The following is a 20,584-nucleotide window of genomic DNA, read 5'->3' as shown; positions in this document are numbered from 1 at the left end:
CGCCAGGGCCCGGGTTACACCGCGAGCCCGCCCGCTCAGGGGGCGTAGCTGCGCGTGGGCAGCCGCGAGCGCACCAGCACCGCCACCCCCGCCAGCACCAGCCACGGCAGGACGTGGGCGGACAGCAGGTGGCTCACCGTCCCGTCCGAACAGTGCAGGTGGAGGACGAGGAGGCTCACCCCGGCGGCGGACAGGCCCGCGGCCAGCGCGCGCACGGGCTGGAAGGCGGAGCGGCACAGCAGCACGAGCGCGACCGCCAGCGGCAGCACGGACATCGCCACCTCCGAGCCCATGCACCCCAGCATGCCCCGCATGGGCGGCCGTATCTGGAGTCCGGAGCCGCCCAGCACCTGCACCGCCGCCACGCCCACCGCCGCCAGGGCCACCAGCCCCCACGGCAGCCGCCGCCGCGAGGGCGCCAGCGCGAGGACGGCGCCCCCACCCACCAGCACCAGCGTGAGCAGCGCCACCGCCGCCACCACCATCGGCGGGGCCCGGTTGCCCACCATGCCGTCCCGGCCGAGCCAGGCCAGCGCCCCGCCCAGCACGGCCGCGTAGACGGCCAGCAGCACCAGCAGCTCGCGCCACCAGGGCGTGGGCTTCGGGTGCGCGGCCAGCTCCTTCAGGGCCAGCTGGTGCGCGGCCTCCAGCTTCGGGGCCGGGGCCTCCTCGGAGGGCGGCGCCACCGGCACTCCCCCCAGCGCGTCGAAGCCGCCCACCAGGGCACGGCAGTCCTCGCACGTGGCCACGTGCGACGTCAGCTCCGCGGGCAGCGGTCCTCCCAGCGAGTCCATCACCCGCGAGCACTCCGGCTTCATTCCTGGGTCTCCTGATGCAGGGCGGCGAGCAGCTCGCGCAGGCGCTCGTAGCCGCGGTGGGCGCGGACCTTCACCGCGCTCTCGGTGAGGCCCATCGCGTCGGCGACCTCGGCGAAGCTCATCCCCTCGAAGCGGTGCAGGAGGATGGGGATGCGCTGGCCCTCCGGCAGCTGGGCCAGGGCGCGCTGCACGGCATTCTCGAGCCCGCTGTCCCGGGGGCCCGGGGTGTCGGCGGGGATGCTCGCGGGCAGCTCGCCCTCGGGCGTCAGCTCCTCCGGACGCCGGCCCCGGCGCTGCGAGTCGCGCGCCGCGTTGGTGGCGATGGCGTAGAGCCAGGGCTTGAAGCGCGAGCCGGCCTGGAAGCGCCCGCGGGCGCGCACCAGCGACAGGAAGGTGAGCTGGACCAGGTCCTCGGCGGTGGACGGGCTGCCCGTCAGCCGGGTGAGGTAGCCGTGCACGGGCCGGGCGTAGCGCTGGAAGAGCGCGTCGAACGCCGCGGAATCACCCTCGCAGAACCGCGCCATCAGCACCTCGTCGGACCTGGCGGCGACGGGCTCGCGTGCCGGGTCCTCTCCGGTACGCGCGGACGGGGAATCGGGTTTCAGCGAGGAGGGCGGCAGGGGCACGCGCGAGGGACTCTACCCCGGGAAGGAATGCCCCGGGGTATTCCGGCCTGCCCCGGTCAGCGGCGCTTGAGCAGGGCCTGCGGGGACGGCGCCGAGGTGGGCAGGTGGTCGGTGGCGGCGGCAAACGCCTCGCGCACCTTGTCGCCCGCCACGCGGGCCGCATCTCCCGCCGCCTTGGCCGCGTCCCCGGCCGCCGCGCGCGCCGCGACGAGCTGGGCCCGGGCCCCGCTGGCACCCCAGAAGCGGGCGGGGGTGGCCAATTCCGCGCGCTCCGCGTCCGTGTACTTCCGGAAGGCGTACTTCGTGGCCTCGGACGGCGTGCGCAGCCCCTCCACCACGCCCACCCACGAGAGCGCCTTCAGCGAGTAGTAGCTGAAGTCGACTTCCCACCAGAACCAGCCCTGGTTGGCGGTGTTCTGGTGGTAGTGGTGGTTGTTGTGCCAGCCCTCGCCCAGGGTGATGAGCGCCAGCAGCCAGTTGTTCCGGCTGGTGTCCGTCGTCTTGTAGCGGCGCTTGCCGAAGATGTGGCTGAGCGAGTTGATGGTGAAGGTGCCGTGCCACAGCAGGGTGGTGCTGACGAAGAAGCCCCACACCAGCATGGAGAAGCCGCCGATGAAGTAGAGCGCCACGGCCAGCAGCACCGGCGGCACCAGGTGGAAGCGGTTGAGCAGCACCAGCTCCGGGAAGCGCGCGAAGTCCTTGATGGCCTCCATGCGCGTCTCCCCGTACTTGTCACAGAGAATCCAGTTCATGTGGCTCCACCAGAAGCCACGCTGAATGGGCGAGTGGATGTCCTCCGCCTGGTCGGAGAAGCGGTGGTGGTGCCGGTGGTTCGCCGCCCACCACAGCACGCCCTTCTGCGTGGACGTGCTGCCCACCAGCGCCAGGATGAACTGGAAGACGCGGCCCGTCTTGAAGGCCCGGTGCGAGAAGTACCGGTGGTACCCCGCGGTGATGCCCCACATGCGGACGATGTACAGCCCCACACACACCGCCACGTCCACCGGCTTCGCGCCCACCCAGATGACGGCGAAGCACATCAGGTGCACGGCGAAGAAGGGGATGGAGGACAGCCAGTTGAGACGCTCGTTGTCCGCGGACAGGGCAGGGGAGGGTGTCTGCAAGGGAGCCTCGTGAGAGCAGGACTGGGAAGGAGCAGGCACAACCTGCTCGGTCCCACCCAGCATCAACACCCCCTCCTGTCATGGCACTGTCAGGATGCGGCGGATTGGCGCAGCTCCACCAGCCAGGCCTCGAACGCCGGGTGTCCGTGCAGGGGCGCCAGGTCCGCGTCCGAGGCGGCGTAGGCCCCGTCGGTGAACCCCAGCTCGGTGGCGCGGCGCAGCATCCGCATGGCCTCCGGCGCATTGCGCGCACGGGCATGGGCGCACGCCGCGTCATAGGCGATGGTGGCGTTGGGCGCATGACGGAGCGCGGCCTCGCCCACGGCGGCGGCCTCGGAGAAGGCGCCCCGGATGAAGAGCACGCGCTCCGCGCAGGTGTAGGCCGCCGCCGGGTCCAGCCCGGGGAGGCGCAGCGCGTCCTGCTCGCGGCCCAGGCGGATGAGCGTGCCGGCGTACTCGTGCAGCACCGTGCGGTCCGACGACGTCTGCCACGCCTGCTTCCACCATTCCACCGCGCGCGCGTCGTCGCCCACCAGCGAGAAGGCCGCCGCCACCGCGTGCGGCTCCACCGCGACGCCGCCCTGCACCTGGGAGAAGTGGTCCAGCGCGGGCCGGCCATGGCCCTCCTTCAGCGCCACCCACCCCAGCAGGTGGTGCACGTGGCTGGCCAGCTGCGGCGTGAGCCCCTCTGGCGTCTCCAGCACCTGGGCGCCCAGCCGGCGCGCGTCGTCCAGCTGGCCCGCCTTGAGCGCGGCCTGCGCCTGGTGCAGCTTCTCCGCCAGCGGCCCCCGCAGCCTCGCCGCGTCCGCGCCCTTGCTGGTGCTGCGCAGCACGTCCGTCATCAGGCGGAAGGCCTGGAAGCCGTACATGGCGAAGATGATGGTGAAGATGGCCAGGCCCGTCTTCAGCCCGAACACCACCGCGGCCACGCACACCAGCAGGGCCAGCCCCTGCGCCAGGAGGATGCCGCGCCTGGGGCCGAACACCCGGGTCGCCAGCGTGGTGGTGATCTGCCCCCCGTCGAGCGGCAGCACCGGCATCATGTTGAGCACCGCCCAGAAGAGGTTGGCCCACATGAAGGTGCGCAGGAAGAAGTCGAGCGCGGGCGTGTGGCCCTGGAAGACCACGAGGCCCACCGCGGAGAGCAGGCTCAGCATCAGCCCGAAGAAGGGCCCGGCCGCGGTGATGACCAGGTTGCGCTTCCACGGCAGGGGGCCCGGCTGGTCAGTGGGCAGGGTGTGTCCCCCCATCCAGGCGAGCGCGATGCTCGGCCGGTAGCCGAACAGCCGGCTGGCCAGGGCATGGCCCAGCTCGTGGATGAGCACGGACACGAAGACGATGAACATCCAGGACAGGACGTAGATGACCTTCGCGCTGACCTGGCCGAACGCGGGCGCACCCAGCACCTGACGGAAGGGCCAGCCACCCTGGGCCCCTTCGATGGAGGTCCAGGCAATCATGGCCGACACCAGCAGGTGGCTCGGTTGGACTTCGACGGGAATGCTCCCGAGACGAAAGCGGAACATGGGGACGGACCTTAACCGTTAGGTGCTGGCCGCGCAGGCTCATGCGCACGGCCTGCAAGCTCTTGGATGTTCCGCTAGGTTCCCCGCCCTTCATGCCGCAGCTCGGTCCTTATTCCCTGCCGAACCCCTACATCCTGGCCCCCATGGCCGGGGTGAGCGAGATGCCCTTCCGGGTCATCGCCTTCCGCCTGGGCGCCGCCCTCTGTCCCACGGAGCTGGTCAGCTCCCAGGGGTTGATGCGGGCCAACCAGCGAACCCTGAAGTACCTGCGCTACGACGCCGAGGTGGAGCGGCCGTACTCGCTCCAAATCTACGGCGGCGAGCCCGAGGCCATGGCCCGCGCCGCGGTGGTGGGCAAGGAGTCCGGGGCGCAAATCATCGACATCAACATGGGCTGCCCGGTGAAGAAGGTGACGAAGAACGGCGCCGGCAGCGCCCTTTTGTGCGACGTGCCCCGCGCCGGCAGCATCGTCCGCGAGATTCGCGCGGCCACCGGGCTGCCCGTCACCTGCAAGATTCGCTCGGGCTGGGACGCGAAGAACCGCAACTACCTCCAGATGGCGGGCGCGCTGCAGGAGGCCGGCTGCGCGGCGCTGGCCATCCACCCGCGCACCCGCGAGCAGGGCTACTCGGGCCAGGCGGACTGGAGCGTCATCGCCGACCTGAAGCGCCACTTCCCGGAGCTGCCCATCATCGGCAACGGGGACGTGAAGACGCCGGAGGACGCCCGGCGCATGCTGGAGACGACGGGCTGCGACTTCGTGATGATTGGCCGCGCGGCGCTGGGCAACCCGTGGATCTTCCGCGAGCTCTTGGGCGGCCCGCCCGCCACGCCGGCGGAGAGATGTGCCCTGGTGCTGGAGCACCTGCGCGCGCACCTGGACTTCATGGGCGACCCGCTGGGCGCCGTGCGCTCCTTCCGCAAGCAGCTGGCGTGGTACGCCCACGGCCTGTACGGCGCCGCCGCCTTCCGCGCGGAGGTGAACACATTGGACGTGCCCTCGGCCGTGGAGGCCTGCGTGCGCCGCTTCTTCGCCGCCGCCGACGCGGACCTCGAGGGCCCCGGCGAGGAGCAGGACGTGGACTACCGCGCGGCCCTGGGCTGACGCGTCCCAGCGCCCGTTTCCGGATGGATTCCGGGCGCTTGTCGGCACCCCTTCCCGGGGTGCCCGGTGCGGCTCAGGGCCCCGGGGGCACGAGCCGGCGGCCGGTGGCCACGCTCCGGAAGTAGTCGCAGGCGGGGGTGGGGCGGCGCTGCAGGGTGTCGAAGTCGACGTGGTAGAGGCCGAAGCGCGGGCCCCACCCCTCCAGCCACTCGAAGTTGTCGAGCAGGCTCCAATAGAGGTAGCCGCGCACGTCCACGCCGAGCCGCCGAGCGGCCAGCACCTGGGCCAGGTGGGAATGGATGTAGTGGGGCCGGCGCGCGCCGCTCCGGTCATCGATGCCGTTCTCGGTAATCCACACCGGCCGCCCGTAGCGCTTCACCTCGCGCAGCGTCTGGAGGAAGCCCTCGGGCCAGTCCTCCCAGCCGATGTCGGTGAGGCCACGGCCGTGCGTGTCGCGGTACTTGAACTCGATGAAGGGCGGGCGCGGCACGAAGCGCAGGTGCGCGCGCGTGTAGTAGTTGACGCCGATGAACTCCACCGAGTCGCGCGCCGCGGGGATGTCCACGCGCGTGGAGGCCACGCCCGGCATGCTGACGCGCAGCTTCCCGGTGGCCAGCGCCTCGTGGAAGGCGTGGTTGTAGGCCTGGGCCCCCAGGCGCACCAGGGCCCGGTCCAGCGGGTGCCACCACCGGTCCGGTGCGAAGGCGAGCGTGTTCTGGGAGATGCCCAGCTCCACGCGGCCCAGGCGGGACAGCAGCTCCTCGCGCGCGGCCGCGTGGGCGCGCACCATGTGCTCCATCGCCCGCATGGTGCTCGCACCGTCGGCGATGCCCGGCGGAATGGCGCCCTGCAGGTAGCCGCCCAGGAGCAGCACCATGGGCTCATTGAAGGAGATGACCAGCGCGTCCAGCCCCTCCAGCAGCGCCGCGCACTGGCGCGCGTACTGGCGGAAGGCGTCCACGCTGGCCGGCTGGTGCCAGGGCGTCTCGCGGTGGAACCACGTCGGGTGGGTGAAGTGGTGGAGCGTCACCACCGGCCTCAAGCCCGCCGCCTTCATCTTGAGGAGCCGCTCCCGGTACGCCTCCAGCGCTCCCCCGTCGTAGCGCCCCCGCTCCGGCTCGATTCGCGCCCACTCGAGGGAGATGCGGAACGCGGTGGCGCCCACCGCGCGCGCCAGGGCGTAGTCCTCCTCGTAGCGGTGCCAGTGGTCCACCGCGCGGCCGCAGCGCGCGTGGGGCTCCTTCAGCTTCCCGGCGCGCTCCCACTCGGCCCAGTCGTTCTCGATGCCGCCCTCCACCTGGTACGCCGAGGTGGCGACGCCGAAGGTGAAGTCCGCGGGGAAGGTCAGCGCGTCGGTGCTCATGGTGGGGGCGCAACGTAGACCCCACCTCCCAACGCGAAAAGCGCCGCGTGCCTGGTCGCTCACATGCCGCGAAGCCCGGCGCGGCGGCGGCTCGAAAGTCGCTCCGACGCGTCCGGAGCCTGAAATTCGGCCTCGCGCGCGACGCGCGAATGCGCCTCGGAGTGTCCGCGAGGCACCGTTTCGGGCCTCCGGCAGCGCCCGATGCCGAAAAATCGGCCTTGAAGCGCGTTGCAATACATCACCATGCGTTGACACACGCGCATGGCGCCCGTACTCTTCACTTCAAGCACTCACTCCCATCAAGAAGAGTGCAGGGTCCTGGTTGACGGGGCCAAAATCACTGAACCTGGAGGTTCTGATGGCTGCCAAGAAGAAGACTGCCAAGAAGGCCGCGGCGAAGAAGACCACCACCCGCAAGACCGCGGGCAAGACCGCCACCAAGAAGGCGGCGGCCAAGAAGGGTGGCGCTCGCAAGGCCGCTCGCAAGGCGCCTGCCCGCAAGCGCGCGAGCAAGACGACTGCGGCCCCGGCGACCCCGGAGTCCTGAGCAGTACGCAGTCATGAGCGGACGTGAGTTGACGTCCGGTGAACGGCTCGGCGAAACCCGCCGGGCCGTTTTCATTTTCTGCGCTGGAGTGCCCTGTGTCGCTGCGTCCCGTGGAGCTGGAGCAGGTGGTGGCAGAGGTGGGAGATCGCCTCACCGGAGCCGTGGCGCAGAAGTCCTGGTGCCCGCTCCCCCGGCTGGCCTACGTGGAGCTGCGAGTGCCCGGCCGCTCGGTCGTACTGTGCCTGTGCGCGGAGGGAGACCTGGCCCGCGTGTCCGTGGCCGAGGAGCGCTTCCCCACCCCGGGTGAGCCCGCCCCCTTCCAGCGGTGGCTGCGCCACGAGCTGACCGGCTTCAAGCTGCAGGGCGCCCGCTGGCGCGAGGCCGAGCGCGTGGTGGAGCTGGACTTCGAGCGCGAGGACGTGCGCCGCCGCCTCGTCATGGAGCTGGGCGCTCCGGGTGGCCTGCTGCTGCTCAGCGACAGCGGCCGCGTGCTGATGCACTCCGGAGAAGGCTTCGCGCAGCGCCGCAACCTCTACCCGGGCGCGGCGTGGACGCCCCCGGAGCCCATTCCGCCCGACGCGCTGGCGAAGGCACGGAGCGCGCCCTCGCGCCTCGTCCCCGTGGAGGGAGATGACCTCCCATACGCCCGGGCCGCGGAGCGCCTGCTGGGCGCGCGGGACAAGACGAGCCGCGCCGAGAGCATCCGCCGCCGCCTGGCGCAGCCGTACCGCGCGCGCCTCAAGCGCTCCTCGCGCACGCTGGAGAAGGTCCGCGCCGAAGCCTCGCGCGGCCCCGACGCGGAGAAGCACCGCGGCCTGGGCGAGCTCCTGGCCCAGAACCTCTACCGCCTCAAGCGCGGCGCCACCGAGGTGACGCTCACCGCGTACACGGAAGAAGGCGAGCAGGAGGTGAAGGTGACGCTGGACCCCAAGCGCACGCCGAAGGAGGAGGCGGACTGGCACTTCCACCAGTACCGGCGGCTCTTGCGCGGCGTGGAGCAGGCGCGCCACCGCGAGGCGGAGCTGGCCCGCGAGGTGGCGCAGTCGGAAGGCGCGCTCGCGCAGATTGAAAAGATGGACGAGGCCGCGCTGCTGGCGCAGGTCGAGGTGCTCCACCTCGCCACGGGCGGCGAGGGCACGCAGGAGGGGCGGCCCTTCAAGGAGTACCTGGGCCATGCCGGGGCGCGCATCTGGGTGGGGCGGGGCTCGGAGGACAACGACACGCTCACCTTCAAGGTGGCGAGGCCGTGGCACCTGTGGCTGCACGCGCGCGGCGTGCCGGGCAGCCACGTGGTGCTGCCGCTCGAGAAGGGGCAGGAGGTGGCGCAGGAGGTACTGCTGGACGCGGCGCACCTGGCGCTGCACCACTCGGGTGCGAAGGGCGAGCCTCGCGGCGAGGTGAGCTACGTGCCGGTGAAGTTCGTGCGCAAGGTGAAGGGCGGCGCGCACGGGCAGGTGACCTTCACCCGCGAGAAGACCTTCGTCGTGCGCATGGAGCCGGAGCGGCTGGAGCGGCTGCTCAAGTCGCGCCATGCGGAAGCGCCCACGTCCACGTCCTGAAGTCACCCCGGGAGTGCCCTGGCAGGCGGGCTTGTCACGCGCGAGTGCCGCACGCCTGTCCGTGAGTCCAGTGGAATCCCGGGACGTTGACTCTCGGCGCGGTTGACGGGCTGACGGAGGGGAGGCAGGCGGCAGCCGCCGGCCTTGAGTCCCCAGGGTTGGCGGGTACGATGGGTAGCCGAGTGACCCCCGAGCACCTCCGCCAGCAGATGACCTTCTTCCCGCGCGGCATGTCCGCGGCCAACCGTGCCGCGACGGCCGCCGAGTCGCAGCCCGGGGACGCGACGCCCGCGCCCGTGCCGCCGCAGCCCCGGCCCCCTCCGCCGCGCAACCGCGTGGCCGAGGAGGCCCCGCGGATGCTCGACCTCACGCCCACGCGTGAGGAGCTGTGGACGCGTGCAGAGGCGCTCGCCTGGCGGCTGAGCGCGGAGCTGGGGATGCCGGTGCGGCTGTCGGTGACGGACAACCGCTCCACCATGGTGTCCTTCCGCCGGGGCGCCAGCGTGCTGCAGCTGCGGCTGCACCACATGTTCCTGGACGCGCCCGAGCCGGTGGTGCGCGCGGTGGCGGACTACGCCGGCCGTGGCCGCCGCGGCGCGGGCGGCGTGCTCGACGAGTACATCCGCGGCCAGCAGCCGCGCATCCGCCAGATGCGCCGCGAGTCGGACGCCGACCTCAACCCGCGCGGCCGCTGTTTTGACCTGAAGGCGCTTTACGACGGCGTCAACGACGCCCATTTTCAAGGCCTCATCCAGGCCCGCATCGGCTGGGGCCGGATGCCGCCGCGCCGGCGCCGCAAGTCCATCCGCCTGGGCGTCTATGACCACCAGACGCGTGAGATTCGCATCCACCCGGCACTGGACAGGCCGGAGGTGCCGGCCTTCTTCGTGGAGTTCATCGTCTTCCACGAGATGCTCCACCAGCTCTTCCCGAGCAACGCGAGGGGCGGGCGCCGCGTCCACCACCCGCGCGCCTTCCGGGAGCGCGAGCGGACGTACCCCCACTACGCCGCCGCGCTGCGTTGGGAGCGGGAGAACCTCGGCGTGCTGTTGCGCGGCTGACAGCGCGCGGCTGGCGGCGCTCGGTTGACGTCTTCAACGCTCCGCTGCTCGCTGGCTCATTTACCGTTTTACCGAGCGAAACCACCCGTGGAGCGTGCTTGACGCGTCCATGAGGTCCACCCATTCTCGCGAGCCCTATGCGAAGAGCGAAGATTGTCTGCACCCTCGGTCCCGCCAGTCAGAGCCAGGAGATGCTCGAAGCGCTCCTGGAGAACGGCATGGACGTGGCCCGCCTCAACTTCTCCCACGGCAGCCACGAGAACCATGCGGAGAACATCGCCAAGCTGCGCGCCGCCTCGCTGAAGGTGCGCAAGGCGGTGGGCATCCTGGGTGACTTGCAGGGCCCCAAGATTCGCACCGGCCGCTTCGTGAAGGGCAGCACGGAGCTGAAGGAGGGCGGCACCTTCCACATCACCACCGACGAGACGGTGCCGGGCACGGACGACATCGTGTCCACCACGTACCCCTTCCTCGCGGCGGACGTGAATCCGGGAGACCGCATCCTGCTGGATGACGGCCTGCTGGAGTTGAAGGTGCTGGAGACGGACAAGCAGAAGCTCATCAAGACGCAGGTCATCTTCGGCGGCACGCTGAAGAACAACAAGGGCATCAACCTGCCCGGCGTGGCGGTGCGCGCGGAGGCGCTGACGCCCAAGGACCGCGAGGACCTGGTCTTCGGCCTCAAGGCGGGCGTGGACCTCATCGCGCTGTCCTTCGTGCGCCAGCCGTCGGACCTGGACACCGCGCGCCAGGCCATGGCCGAGGTGGGCCGCACGGTGCCCATCATCTCCAAGCTGGAGAAGCCGGAGGCCATCGCCCGGCTGGACGCCATCCTCGACAAGACGGACGGGGTGATGGTGGCGCGTGGCGACCTGGGCGTGGAGATTCCCCCCGAGGAGGTGCCGGCCGTCCAGAAGGACATCATCCGGCGCTCCAACCTGCGCGGCCTGCCCGTCATCGTGGCCACGCAGATGCTGAACTCGATGATTGACAACCCGCGCCCCACGCGCGCCGAGGCGAGCGACGTGGCCAACGCCGTGTACGACGGCGCGGACGCGGTGATGCTCTCGGGTGAGACGGCGAGCGGCAAGTTCCCGATTGAGTCCGTGCAGATGATGGAGCGCATCATCCTCGCGGCCGAGTCCTCCGCGCGGGTGCAGAACGTGCCGCGCTACATCGACGCGCCGCTGGGGCTGCCCCAGCACTTCCCGGACGTGATTGCGCGCGTGGCATGCGAGGCGGCCAAGGCGAGCGGCGCCACGCTGATTGCGGCCTTCACGCTGTCGGGTGTGACGGCTCGGCTGCTGGCGCACTACCGGCCGCCGGTGCCGATTGTGGCCTTCAGCCCCAACCAGGAAGTGCGCCGCCGGCTGGCGCTGCTGTGGGGCGTGGTGCCGCGAGTGCTGGAGCCCATCCAGGAGACGGAGGCCATGGTGCGGCGCGTGGAGGAAGAGCTCCTGGCGCGTGGCCTGGGCCGCAAGGGCGACCGCATCGTCATCGTCTTCGGTGCGCCCGTGGGCCAGCCCGGGAAGATCAACAGCCTCCGCCTGCACACCATCGGCTGAAGCGGACGTTCCTGAGCACGAAGTAGATAGAAGGGGCCGGCGGGAGGTTTTCCGCGGGCCCCTTTGTCGTGTCTCAGCCCTGCTTCTTCTCGTGGAGCGCGCGGCGGGGAATCTCGGCCTCGACGAAGACGGTGAACAGCTCCTTGTCGAGCTGGCCGGAGTCCGCCTCGCGCTTGAGGATGTCGAGCGCGAGCGTATGGGGCACGGCCTTCTTGTAGGGCCGGTCGCTGGCGGTGAGCGCGTCGTAGATGTCGGAGATGGACATCATCCGGGACTGGATGGGGATGGCCTTCTCGGCGCGCGGGTAGCCGGTGCCGTCCATCTTCTCGTGGTGGGCGTAGGCGATTTCCGGCACGCGGCGCAGGGTGCGCGTCCACGGAATCTGGGTGAGGAAGCGGTAGGTGTGCTCGACGTGGCTCTCGATTTCGCGGCGCTCCTCGGGAGAGAGGGTGCCGCGGGTGATGGAGAGCGACTGGATTTCACGGGGCAGGAGCAGGGGCTGGGCCTGCCCGTTGGCGTCGTCGAAGCGCAGCTGGCCCAGCTCGTGGAGGCGCTCGAAGCCACCCTGCGCGAGCACGGTGGGGCGGTTGCAGGTGAGGATGAACTCGAAGACCTCGTCGAGCTTCTTCAGCTCGATGGTGAGCCGCTCCTGCTCCTCGCCCTCGATTTCGGGCAGGTGCTTGTCGCCACGGACCTTCACCGCCTCCAGCCGGCGCCGGTAGCTCTGGAGCTGCAGGTCCTTGCGAGCGAGCTGGAAGCGCGCGCGCAGTCCCTCCAGCTCGTGCGGGTAGAGCTTCTCCGCCTTGACGAGCACCGGCTCGCGAACGCCCACCTTGCCGAAGTCGTGCAGCAGCGACGCGTAGCGCAGCTCCTGCAGCTCCACGGGGGAGAAGCGCACGTGGGCATGGGGCCCGGTGGACAGGTGCTCGAGCGCCTGGGCCAGCGATACCGTGAGGTCGGCCACGCGGCCGGAGTGGCCGGCGGTGGTCGGGTCTCTGGCTTCGATGGCGACGACGGACGCGGAGACGAAGCCCTCGAAGAGGCGGTTGATTTCCTCGTGGAGGAGGGCGTTCTCGATTGCGCCGGCGGCCTGGGCACCGAGAGCGAGCAGCAGCTCCTCGTCCTCGGCGTTGAAGCTGCCGCCGTCGAGCTTGTTGAGGGCCTGGATGACGCCCGTCACTTCGCCGTTGGCGTCGCGCATGGGGACGCAGAGGATGGTCTTCGTCTGGTAGCCGCTGGAGACGTCGAACGAGCGGTTGAAGCGCGGGTCCGAGTACGCGTCCGGGATGTTGATGACGGCGCCCGTCTGGGCGACCTGGCCGGAGATGCCGCTGCCCAGCGGGAGGCGGATTTCGTTCTTGGAGCCCTGGGCCACCTTGCTCCACAGCTCGTTGCGCTCGCGGTCCAGGATGAAGAGCGAGCAGCGGTCCGCCTCCACCACCTTGGTGGCCTCGAAGAGGATGAGGGGCAGGAGCAGGTCGAGGTCGCGCTCGGCGCTCATCGCCTTGGCGACATCCAGGATGGACGTGAGCTTCGCCAGGCGGCGGCTCAGGTCAGGGGTCTGTGGCTGGGCGGGCTGGGAAAGCACCGGGGCGGCTCCGGGTGAAGCGGCCAGCGGCCGCGAGGGCTTCAGGGTTGTAGCACGGGCGACAGGCAGGCTGCCCGGGGGGGCCCACCTGCTCGGTCACCTGCTTCCCGGTAGACGTTGGCGGCCACGTTCCCCACACCCGGCGCGCGCGAAGCGGGTATGAAGCGCCGCATGAGCCGCCGCCCCGTACGCATTTCTCCCTCTGTGTTGTCCTCGGACTTCGGCCGCCTCGCCGAGGAGGTCCGCGCCGTGGAGGCCGCCGGAGCCGACCTCATTCACGTGGATGTCATGGATGGCAGGTTCGTCCCGAACATCACGCTTGGCCCGGTGGTGGTGGAGGCGATCAAACGGGCGACGACGAAGCCGCTGGACGTGCACCTGATGATTGTGGAGCCGGAGCGCTACGTGGAGGCCTTCGCGAAGGCGGGGGCGGACGTGCTGACGGTGCACGTGGAGGCGAGCGTGCACCTGCACCGGACGCTGCAAGCGATTCGCGCCGCGGGGGCGAAGCCGTCGGTGGTGCTCAACCCGAGCACGCCGCTGTCGGCGATTGAAGAGGTGCTGGGCGATGTGGACATGGTGCTCTTGATGAGCGTGAACCCGGGCTTTGGAGGGCAGAGCTTCATCGAGTCGACGGTGGACAAGGTGCGCCGGCTGCGGGCGATGTTCGACGCGCGCGGGCTGGACACGGACATCGAGGTGGACGGCGGCATCAACGCCGACACGGCGAAGCGGGTGGTGGCGGCGGGGGCCACGGTGCTGGTGGCGGGCAGCTACGTCTTCGGCTCGAAGGACTACGCGCAGGCCATCCGCTCGCTGCGGCCCTGAGGCGTCAGGCGCGGGTGCGGGCCACGGTGGTGGCGAGGCGGGCGACGCGGGTCATGAAGGTGGGGTCGAAGGGCTTCACCTCGTAGTCGTCGGCGCCGAGCTCGAAGCAGACGTGGCGGGTGAACTGGTCCTCGACGCCGCTGAGGATGATGACCTTGCACTCGCGGGTGGCGGGGTCCTGCTTGAGCTGGGCGAGGAGGTCTCGTCCGTCCTGGTGCTGGTTGATGTCCAGGATGATGACGGCGGGCCGGTGCAGCCGGGCCAGGTCCAGGACGCGCTCCGAGGTGGTGTCCGAGATACACGTCAGCCCGGACCGCTTCGCCTCACGGGCGAGGGCGGAGACGATGAGGGGCTCGTCATCGGAGATGAGAACGACGGGGGGCGCCATGGGGTCGTGCTGCTGCAATGCAGTGTAGCCTTTTCAGCGGGGTAGGGGGGCTGCAGTCCGGAAGTACCGGAATGTCAGGGAGTTTGGAAGTGGGAGATGGGGTCAGGGCGGACTGCGGGGCAGGGTCGGACGGGGTGCAGGGAGGCGGGGAGGGGGAGGAAGAAAAGGTGATCCGAGGACGTTGACTCAGCCGGGCGGCTCGGGTACTACCGGCCGCACTTCGCCGGTCCCGAGAGGCAACCACCGGCGGACGGACATATCGGGGAGTGGCTCAGCCTGGTAGAGCACTTGGTTCGGGACCAAGGGGTCGCAGGTTCAAATCCTGTCTCCCCGACCACGTCATTGAAGCGGGCTGGAGATCGCAAGGTCTCCAGCCCGTTTCATTTTGGGGCTTCCTGCTTTGGCCCTTCCATCGTCCGGGTGGCCGCTGGCCTGGCCGCCGGGCTCAGGTGCATGTGCGCTGGGTGGTGGTGAGGTTCTCGTGCCCGGCCAGCTCCTGGATGGCCTTCGCTGGGGGTCCCGCTTCTCGTGGCTATCGACCCACCAGAGGATGCGCTCGCCCCGGAAGTGCCGCTGCTTGCGGAGGGCGTCTGCCAGCCGGGCGGTCATGTTCACCTGCCGGGCCCGTCCGCCCTTGGGCCGAGTGACGTGACCTTCCCACTCCGAGCGGCGGACGTGGATGACGCTACGGGTGAAGTCCACACCCGTCTACTCCAGGGCGATGATTTCGCCGCACTGCAGCCCCGCCTCTCTGCCGAGCAGGATGAAAACGGGGTGCTGGTGGTCCACTTTGGCCACCGCTTCCACCAGCCGCTTGAGCTCGCGCGGTTCGTAGAACTCTATTGTGGAGGGAGTCACCTTCAACAGCTCGATGGTGGCCGGCATCTGCCCGATGACGTCCCACTTGAGCGCGGTCTTGAATACCGTGTTGAGCACCACCAGCACGTTGTTGCCGTCTTCGGGCTGCGGTGCACTTAGCTCCGCCTTGAGCTTCGCCCGTCTCGGCGTTGCTGATGGCCTCCAGTCGCACTTCACCGAACCGGGGCAGCAGGTAGAAGTCGAGGGTGCGCTGCTTCTGGATGAGGGTGCTGGGCTGCTGCATGTCGGCCCTTGCGACCTCGTCCAGGTGGTGGGGCGCGAACTCTTTCAACGTCGGCGCCGCCTTCTTCTCCACGACCTTGCGGCCCTCGTGAGAGCAGCTCGGACTGCTGCTGCTCACCTCACGCCTTCGCGCCTGACTTGGAGCCCACCGGCGTCTTCACGCGCTCGCGGTTCAGCTCGCCATCGGGACACTTGAACATGATGTCCACCACCCATCCGCTTCTGCCGCGCTGCTTGTACTCCCTTGCCTTCACGCTCATCACAGAGACCTCCTCGGCGACGGCGCACGCCCTTCGAGAATGAACGGTAACAACTCGCGCCCACGGAATCGCAGCGAGCGGCCCATGCAGAACACGCCCGGAAGCTGGCCGCGCGAGGCCTTCTCGTACACGGCCTTGGGGGGCGCCCGAGAAGGCAGGCCACCTCCTCGACGGTGTAGATGGCCTTGTCGAGCGGAGGCTTGCCTTCCGCGTTCATGCTGCCGGGATGCCCCGCTTGCATCAGTTCGCCGAGACCTGCATCCCCTCTTATGTATATCGATGCTGATGAACGCCACTTCGAGCCGCAACCCATTCTGAGTTGTGGGGCTTCCGAACCATCACATGGCAGTGTTCTGTTGCTTCATCCTATCCATGCGTCACGCGACGCATGAGTTACAACGTCAAACAGATCAATCCAAGCTGACGCAACCTCATGCTTGGTACCTATCCAATCGGCGCGACTATGGAGGGACAGGACATGCATTGTCATTCATGTGACCACATATGAATACATATTGTCTGATTGACAACGTAGAAAAAGCACTTCTAACTACGCCATAACTCCGAAAGGGGAGGGGGGACTCACGTGCTGGCCGTCCAGAATATTCGCCTTGCAATTGCCGTTGCGTTTCTCTTGGCATCCATTGGCATCTGTGAAGCAGCTGCGAAACAATACCTGCCGCTAGTAAAAACACCGCTTCCCGCGCGCGACGCAAATGCTCCTGCGCTGAATACACGCGCCGTGCGGCTTGACGCGAGCATCGTTCCGGATAAGCCGGGCGGCTCTACGATTGCCGTTAAAAAGCCCGTTTATTTGGAGCTTTTCCACGATGCGAAGTTCAAAACTTCGCTAAGGCAGTCGTGTTCGGATGGTGGGTGCTCCCTGTCTGGCACCATCGACAATCAACCCGGTAGCACCGTAGTTCTCTTGAGAAAGGGTCCTAAGTCCCTTGTGGGCAACGTACGGGATAGCAACGGACGTACATTTCAGATTTCCCCAGCGATGGCTGCTGACGGCAAGGTCGTCGAGAATGGAAGCCACGTAATCCAGAGGTTGAAACCTCAAGTTTTTCCCGACGAGCGCTCGCCTGCATTGCCGACACAGCAGTCGACGCCAGGTCAGCACGGCGAAGATATCAACGGCATGACGCGCGCTCACGATACCAACTCGACAATCGAGCCTCGGTCGGGCGCCGCAGCGCCTCCCGCACCTGCGGACACGCCATCATCCGTGGATAATCAATCCCGCAGGAATTCGTCTGAAAATACGACCAATCCCGCAGGAGCGACAAGCTCCGAAAATGACATTGGCGATGATGATGACTCCGGCCAGTCCGCGTCGGTGGAGGAAACTCAATCCGATGGGCCTGAGAGCACCGTTCAGCACGCACCGGACGAAATTGCGCGACTCAACGTGCTGGTTCTGTATACAGCGAACGCAAAAAAGGCTGTCGAGACACAGGGCAAACTGGTCGGCCGCACGAAATCTATCGAAGACGAAATCCGCTTGGCGGTAGAGGTTGCAAATCAGTCATTTGAGAACAGTGCGATTCGAATCGCACTCAATATCGTGGCGGTACAGGAAACGGCCTACATGGAAACGAATGGTGGAGACCCGTTTTCTGCAGCCCTAGGCGAACTGAGTGAGAGCGCCGGCATTTTTAGTGGTATTTCAGACCTGAAGGCGCAACACAACGCGCACCTTGTGAGCCTGTGGATCGCCGAGAGTCCCAATGTCACCGAGCCGTCCAATTGCGGACTTGCTTATCTTCTCAATGCGCCCCCAAAGTCATTTGGCCGTTACGCATTCAGCGTGGTCCACGGGCTGTGCGGTTTGGCAAACTTCTCCTTTGCTCACGAGGTCGGTCATAACTTGGGAGCGCAACACAATCGTGAAGTTGAAGGCGACCCGACGGATTTGGCATACAACTTCGGCTATGTTGTTCCGAGCCGGAAGTTCCGCTGTGTCATGTCATACAAGTGTGAAACAGTCTCAGAGGCCGCGCCCTGCGTTCGGCAGCCAATCTGGTCAAACCCGAACAAGCTCTGGCTTGGTGAAACGATTGGCATAGCGGCGGGCTCGAACGGAGCCGCCGATAACGCTCGCGAACTCAACCAAAACAGGTTCGTCGCTGCGGACTTTTGGCAAAGAGTCTCCCGCTCTGTGTCGTCCAAGGCTTCGGCAGATAAAGCCCCAAGTGCCACAGCTGACAAGCCTTCCCGTCGCCCCAAGGTGGTGCCGTAACCTGTTCGCGTTGTTAGGCCATTTTCCACTGGAGAATATTGTGAGATTTATTCTTATTTTTCTTGCTCTGGCATTTAGCGCAAGCTGCGTGAAAACGTTGAATGTGAAGGTCAGCAACCCCGATAAGGCATCCTACATCCTGAGAGTGTCGGTGAGGGAGGAAGGTAAAGCCCCGACCCTCAATGACATCGGAACGATTGGCGCCAACCAAGACCAAACGGTTTCTGAGAAGTTTTCCAATAATTCGAATGTGAAGATTCAGGCACGACAGGCGAATTATGTAGTTTGGGAGTCTCCCGATTATAGGCTAGACCGCGATCGTAGCGACATCGTGACAATCGATACGAGCCACATTAGAAGGGTCGATCCAGAAGGAAGTGCGAAAGAACTAATGGAGACCGACAAGAAGTTTAAAGAGTTGATTCCTGTTAAAGGATATCGGCCGCTGATTAATGTCCTAGAGACTGATTTCGGTAGCTTCGTCGTTCGCCGGAAAGACTCGACCGAGGACTGGCGTACGATCGTGGCCCCCGGACACTATGGAGGAGTCAAGGATCTCAACTGGGTCAAAGCCAACGTGGGCTCTTCCTCCGCAAGGATTCAACAGACCGTGCTGTTGAATCGGACAACGACGGCCCAAGTGTCTGGTGGAGTCGCGTTGTTCGAGGCCAAGGCCGGATATACCGATCAAGATCTCTATGAATACGGCGTCAACATTGACATCATGACCCTGAAGCACAACGACACGTTTGCATCCGCCAAGGCAAAGTTGGCGCTTGCCACCTCCGATGTGGCAAAAAGCGTAAACGCCGAACTCGACAGATACCTTGCGGACCAGCGTTACGTCGTAGCCTTCGTCAGGAGTGTTCACTATTTTAATGATTACGTAATTTCGTATCGAAAAGCCTCCAAGGTGTCCGTTGATGCGACACTTCAAGGCGGAACACTGTTTGATAGCAGTGGCGCATATCAACTCGAGTCAATTGGTGCCTCTACGAATGCCTATAAAGATCAGGTAGGGGGATTCTTCTTCGAGCAGGTAGACGACGTCATCGACAAGTCAAAGCCTGCTGCGCCGGCCGATGGCGATGTCAAAAAAGTGCTCGGGGATTTCGTTGGTGTACCTCGTCTGGTTCCGATTGGTGGAAAGTACTTCTTTACGCGAGATACCCGTGACGTCACGCCGACCAAGCGGGACAGCGATTTGGACTCGTATCTGCTCTCGCCGACACGCCGTCGGTAGTTTCGCGTGGGGTGACTGTAGATGTCCCTGGTCACAGCCTAGCAGGCTCTTAAAGAAGTCTGCGTTGGGAGCCCAATACTACCCGGTCACATGCGTGACAACCCACGAGGAGGCGCGCGCGTTGACCTGTCGCAGGCACAGGGGATAGTAGCCGATGCGACGCAGCAGCAGGAGTTGGAGCTGCCGCCGCACCTGCGGCAGCGTCCATCGCCTCCTGCTCCGGGGGAAAAGCGCTCGGTGCAGGGCGAGGAATCCATGGGCCACCATGCAGAGCGTAGGTATCCGTCCGGTGAACGCCGTGCCGGACGGATACCATCGCGGAACTCCTCGCTGTTGGCCACCGCCAGGATGCGGCGCCGCTCCACGTCCGACAGCCGGTTGGCTGGCTGGGTACGCGGCCCGCACCTGCGGTCCTCGGCCGTTGCATGCTTCCTCCAGCGCTGGATGGTGCGCGGGGACACCCCGAGCCGCTCGCAGATGGCCTCCAGGCGCACGCCCTTCTCCAGTGCCTCATCGACGTGGGCGAGCGTCATTTCTCGCTCTTCTCGTCCGCTGCGTCGTCCTCGTCTTCCAGGTGCCTCTCGTCCCAACCCATCGCCTGAAGTTTTTTTCGAGCACCAGCAGCGCGGCCGTCTCGGCCAGCGCCTTCTCCTTGCGGTGCAGCTCGCGCTCGAGCTCCTTCACCCGCTTCTCGGCGGCGGCCAACCGCTTGCGCTCCTTGGAGGGCAGGGCCTCCCCAGCGGCGCCCGAGAGGGCTCCGGCCGCGGCCTGCCGCCACTCCTTCAGCTGCGCCTCGTGCAGCCCCTCGCGTCGCAGCAGCGCCCCCAGCTCCTCGGCGGTGATCCCCTGGGCCGCGACCAGCACGCGCAGCTTCTCCTCGGGCGTCCACTTCTTCGGTGCGGGGGGCGTGGGCGTCTTCTCCTCGGGCGGGGGCGGCATGGCCGCCACCCTATTCGCCCCGCGCAGCCACTGCGACAACGTCGGCTGGGACACCCCCACCTGGCAAGCCAGCACCGAGGCGCTCACCGCGCCCGGGCCCACCATTCGCTTCACCATCTGCGCCTTGAATCCGTCTGTGTACGGCACGGCAACCTGCCTGCTCTCGCCCCCAGGGCGTGGTCAGCTCGGCCCGTCAGCCGAGGCGACAACATCCCTGACACAGGGGGGGCGGTGCCAAGCTTGGAGGCACACGTTGCGGAGGCGGCTCTCGCATGGATGCGCAGCACGGACGTAGGCTTCTGGGGCAGCGTGACGGCTTGGGGACCAACACCACGCGCTCTGGAGGGAGCGCCTGCGCTGGATCCAACTGAGCAGGCTGCAAGGGCAACTCCAAGTGCTTCAGAATGGCGTACCCAGTCGGGCGCGTCCAACCCGGAGAAGCTACATTCGCCGTGAGCTTCAGGTGAAGTTTGCCGTCGAGCAACTTGGTACGCGCAAGTCTACCCTGCTCTCCGCCCTCCTCACCGGCGAAGTGTGCGCAAAACCGACGACGAGCAAGTGTGACGGTCACCCCCTGTGTCAGGGAACATGTCGCCTCGGCTGACGTGCCGAGTTGACGACGCCCTGGGGGCGAGAGCAGGCAGAACGCGGTGCCGTACACGGATGCATTCAAGGCGCAGATGGTGAAGCGGATGGT

Annotated in this window: 19 protein-coding genes and 1 tRNA gene; 9 read left to right on the top strand and 11 right to left on the bottom strand. The window is 67.3% G+C overall.

All coding sequences use genetic code 11. The annotated features are described in order from the left end of the window. Positions 1 to 35: 35 nt before the first annotated feature. From G4D86_RS40185 to G4D86_RS40170, 4 genes are all read right to left on the bottom strand, one after another. The gene (locus tag G4D86_RS40185; protein WP_163999600.1) at positions 36 to 818 is read right to left on the bottom strand and encodes an NrsF family protein; all 783 of its coding nucleotides are present in this window, start codon (positions 816 to 818) and stop codon (positions 36 to 38) included. Beyond that, complete coding sequence (locus G4D86_RS40180) at positions 815 to 1,444, bottom strand: RNA polymerase sigma factor (protein ID WP_240360748.1); 630 nt, start codon at positions 1,442 to 1,444, stop codon at positions 815 to 817. The genes G4D86_RS40185 and G4D86_RS40180 overlap by 4 nt, the downstream gene beginning before the upstream one ends. A gap of 56 nt (positions 1,445 to 1,500) precedes the next feature. Further along, positions 1,501 to 2,568: an acyl-CoA desaturase gene (locus G4D86_RS40175; RefSeq protein ID WP_163999599.1), complete on the bottom strand. Its 1,068-nt coding sequence runs from the start codon at positions 2,566 to 2,568 to the stop codon at positions 1,501 to 1,503. Between the two features lie 89 nt (positions 2,569 to 2,657). Further along, the gene (locus G4D86_RS40170; protein ID WP_163999598.1) at positions 2,658 to 4,094 is read right to left on the bottom strand and encodes a M50 family metallopeptidase; all 1,437 of its coding nucleotides are present in this window, start codon (positions 4,092 to 4,094) and stop codon (positions 2,658 to 2,660) included. 92 nt (positions 4,095 to 4,186) lie between these two features. Between G4D86_RS40170 and dusB the strand changes: the two genes are divergently transcribed. Beyond that, positions 4,187 to 5,200: a tRNA dihydrouridine synthase DusB gene (gene dusB / locus G4D86_RS40165; protein ID WP_163999597.1), complete on the top strand. Its 1,014-nt coding sequence runs from the start codon at positions 4,187 to 4,189 to the stop codon at positions 5,198 to 5,200. A gap of 73 nt (positions 5,201 to 5,273) precedes the next feature. Here the strand turns inward: dusB and G4D86_RS40160 are convergent, their stop codons facing one another. Continuing rightward, entirely contained in the window at positions 5,274 to 6,563 is a 1,290-nt protein-coding gene (locus G4D86_RS40160; RefSeq protein WP_163999596.1) for a glycoside hydrolase family 1 protein, read from the bottom strand. 358 nt (positions 6,564 to 6,921) lie between these two features. Here G4D86_RS40160 and G4D86_RS40155 point away from each other — a divergent pair, with 358 nt between their 5' ends. The 4 genes from G4D86_RS40155 (at position 6,922) to pyk (ending at position 11,295) form a co-directional block, all read left to right on the top strand. After that, positions 6,922 to 7,110: an excinuclease ABC subunit A gene (locus G4D86_RS40155; RefSeq protein WP_163999595.1), complete on the top strand. Its 189-nt coding sequence runs from the start codon at positions 6,922 to 6,924 to the stop codon at positions 7,108 to 7,110. Positions 7,111 to 7,205: 95 nt separating this feature from the next. After that, positions 7,206 to 8,669, top strand: a complete 1,464-nt coding sequence (locus tag G4D86_RS40150; protein WP_163999594.1) for an NFACT RNA binding domain-containing protein — start codon at positions 7,206 to 7,208, stop codon at positions 8,667 to 8,669. Positions 8,670 to 8,839: 170 nt separating this feature from the next. After that, a complete protein-coding gene (locus G4D86_RS40145; RefSeq protein WP_240360747.1) occupies positions 8,840 to 9,730 on the top strand; it encodes a hypothetical protein in 891 nt (296 codons plus the stop codon). Between the two features lie 137 nt (positions 9,731 to 9,867). Beyond that, the gene (gene pyk / locus G4D86_RS40140) at positions 9,868 to 11,295 is read left to right on the top strand and encodes a pyruvate kinase (RefSeq protein WP_163999592.1); all 1,428 of its coding nucleotides are present in this window, start codon (positions 9,868 to 9,870) and stop codon (positions 11,293 to 11,295) included. 73 nt (positions 11,296 to 11,368) lie between these two features. On the opposite strand, the gene G4D86_RS40135 is transcribed toward pyk, so the two are convergent. Then, complete coding sequence (locus tag G4D86_RS40135) at positions 11,369 to 12,883, bottom strand: GAF and HD-GYP domain-containing protein (protein WP_163999591.1); 1,515 nt, start codon at positions 12,881 to 12,883, stop codon at positions 11,369 to 11,371. 171 nt (positions 12,884 to 13,054) lie between these two features. Between G4D86_RS40135 and rpe the strand changes: the two genes are divergently transcribed. Continuing rightward, on the top strand, positions 13,055 to 13,711 hold the full coding sequence (rpe, locus tag G4D86_RS40130) for a ribulose-phosphate 3-epimerase (RefSeq protein WP_163999590.1): 657 nt from the start codon (positions 13,055 to 13,057) through the stop codon (positions 13,709 to 13,711). 4 nt (positions 13,712 to 13,715) lie between these two features. On the opposite strand, the gene G4D86_RS40125 is transcribed toward rpe, so the two are convergent. Continuing rightward, positions 13,716 to 14,099 carry a response regulator gene (locus tag G4D86_RS40125; RefSeq protein WP_163999589.1) on the bottom strand — a complete coding sequence of 128 codons (384 nt, stop codon included), beginning with the start codon at positions 14,097 to 14,099 and terminating at the stop codon, positions 13,716 to 13,718. A 260-nt stretch (positions 14,100 to 14,359) separates the two neighbouring features. Here G4D86_RS40125 and G4D86_RS40120 point away from each other — a divergent pair. Next, positions 14,360 to 14,436: transfer RNA gene (locus G4D86_RS40120), tRNA-Pro, on the top strand. Between the two features lie 371 nt (positions 14,437 to 14,807). Here the strand turns inward: G4D86_RS40120 and G4D86_RS53360 are convergent. Together G4D86_RS53360 and G4D86_RS53355 are read right to left on the bottom strand one after the other, a co-directional pair. Continuing rightward, positions 14,808 to 15,044 (bottom strand): hypothetical protein, encoded by a 237-nt coding sequence (locus G4D86_RS53360; protein WP_240360746.1) that lies wholly within the window; start codon positions 15,042 to 15,044, stop codon positions 14,808 to 14,810. Between the two features lie 275 nt (positions 15,045 to 15,319). Continuing rightward, complete coding sequence (locus tag G4D86_RS53355) at positions 15,320 to 15,460, bottom strand: hypothetical protein (protein WP_240360745.1); 141 nt, start codon at positions 15,458 to 15,460, stop codon at positions 15,320 to 15,322. 586 nt (positions 15,461 to 16,046) lie between these two features. Between G4D86_RS53355 and G4D86_RS40110 the strand changes: the two genes are divergently transcribed. Then, complete coding sequence (locus tag G4D86_RS40110) at positions 16,047 to 17,705, top strand: M12 family metallo-peptidase (protein ID WP_163999588.1); 1,659 nt, start codon at positions 16,047 to 16,049, stop codon at positions 17,703 to 17,705. A 40-nt stretch (positions 17,706 to 17,745) separates the two neighbouring features. Further along, positions 17,746 to 18,948: a hypothetical protein gene (locus tag G4D86_RS40105; protein WP_163999587.1), complete on the top strand. Its 1,203-nt coding sequence runs from the start codon at positions 17,746 to 17,748 to the stop codon at positions 18,946 to 18,948. Between the two features lie 86 nt (positions 18,949 to 19,034). Here G4D86_RS40105 and G4D86_RS40100 read toward each other — a convergent pair whose 3' ends face one another. Both G4D86_RS40100 and G4D86_RS40095 read right to left on the bottom strand, forming a co-directional pair. Beyond that, positions 19,035 to 19,481 (bottom strand): helix-turn-helix domain-containing protein, encoded by a 447-nt coding sequence (locus G4D86_RS40100; protein ID WP_163999586.1) that lies wholly within the window; start codon positions 19,479 to 19,481, stop codon positions 19,035 to 19,037. Beyond that, positions 19,459 to 20,034, bottom strand: a complete 576-nt coding sequence (locus G4D86_RS40095; protein WP_205520202.1) for a transposase — start codon at positions 20,032 to 20,034, stop codon at positions 19,459 to 19,461. The genes G4D86_RS40100 and G4D86_RS40095 overlap by 23 nt, the downstream gene beginning before the upstream one ends. Positions 20,035 to 20,584: the final 550 nt, after the last annotated feature.

It is taken from the genome of Pyxidicoccus caerfyrddinensis, assembly GCF_010894405.1.
GTDB classification, from domain to species: Bacteria; Myxococcota; Myxococcia; order Myxococcales; family Myxococcaceae; genus Myxococcus; species Myxococcus caerfyrddinensis.
The sequence above is the reverse complement of the archived record's forward strand: the minus strand, read 5'-3'. Positions and strand labels throughout refer to the sequence as shown.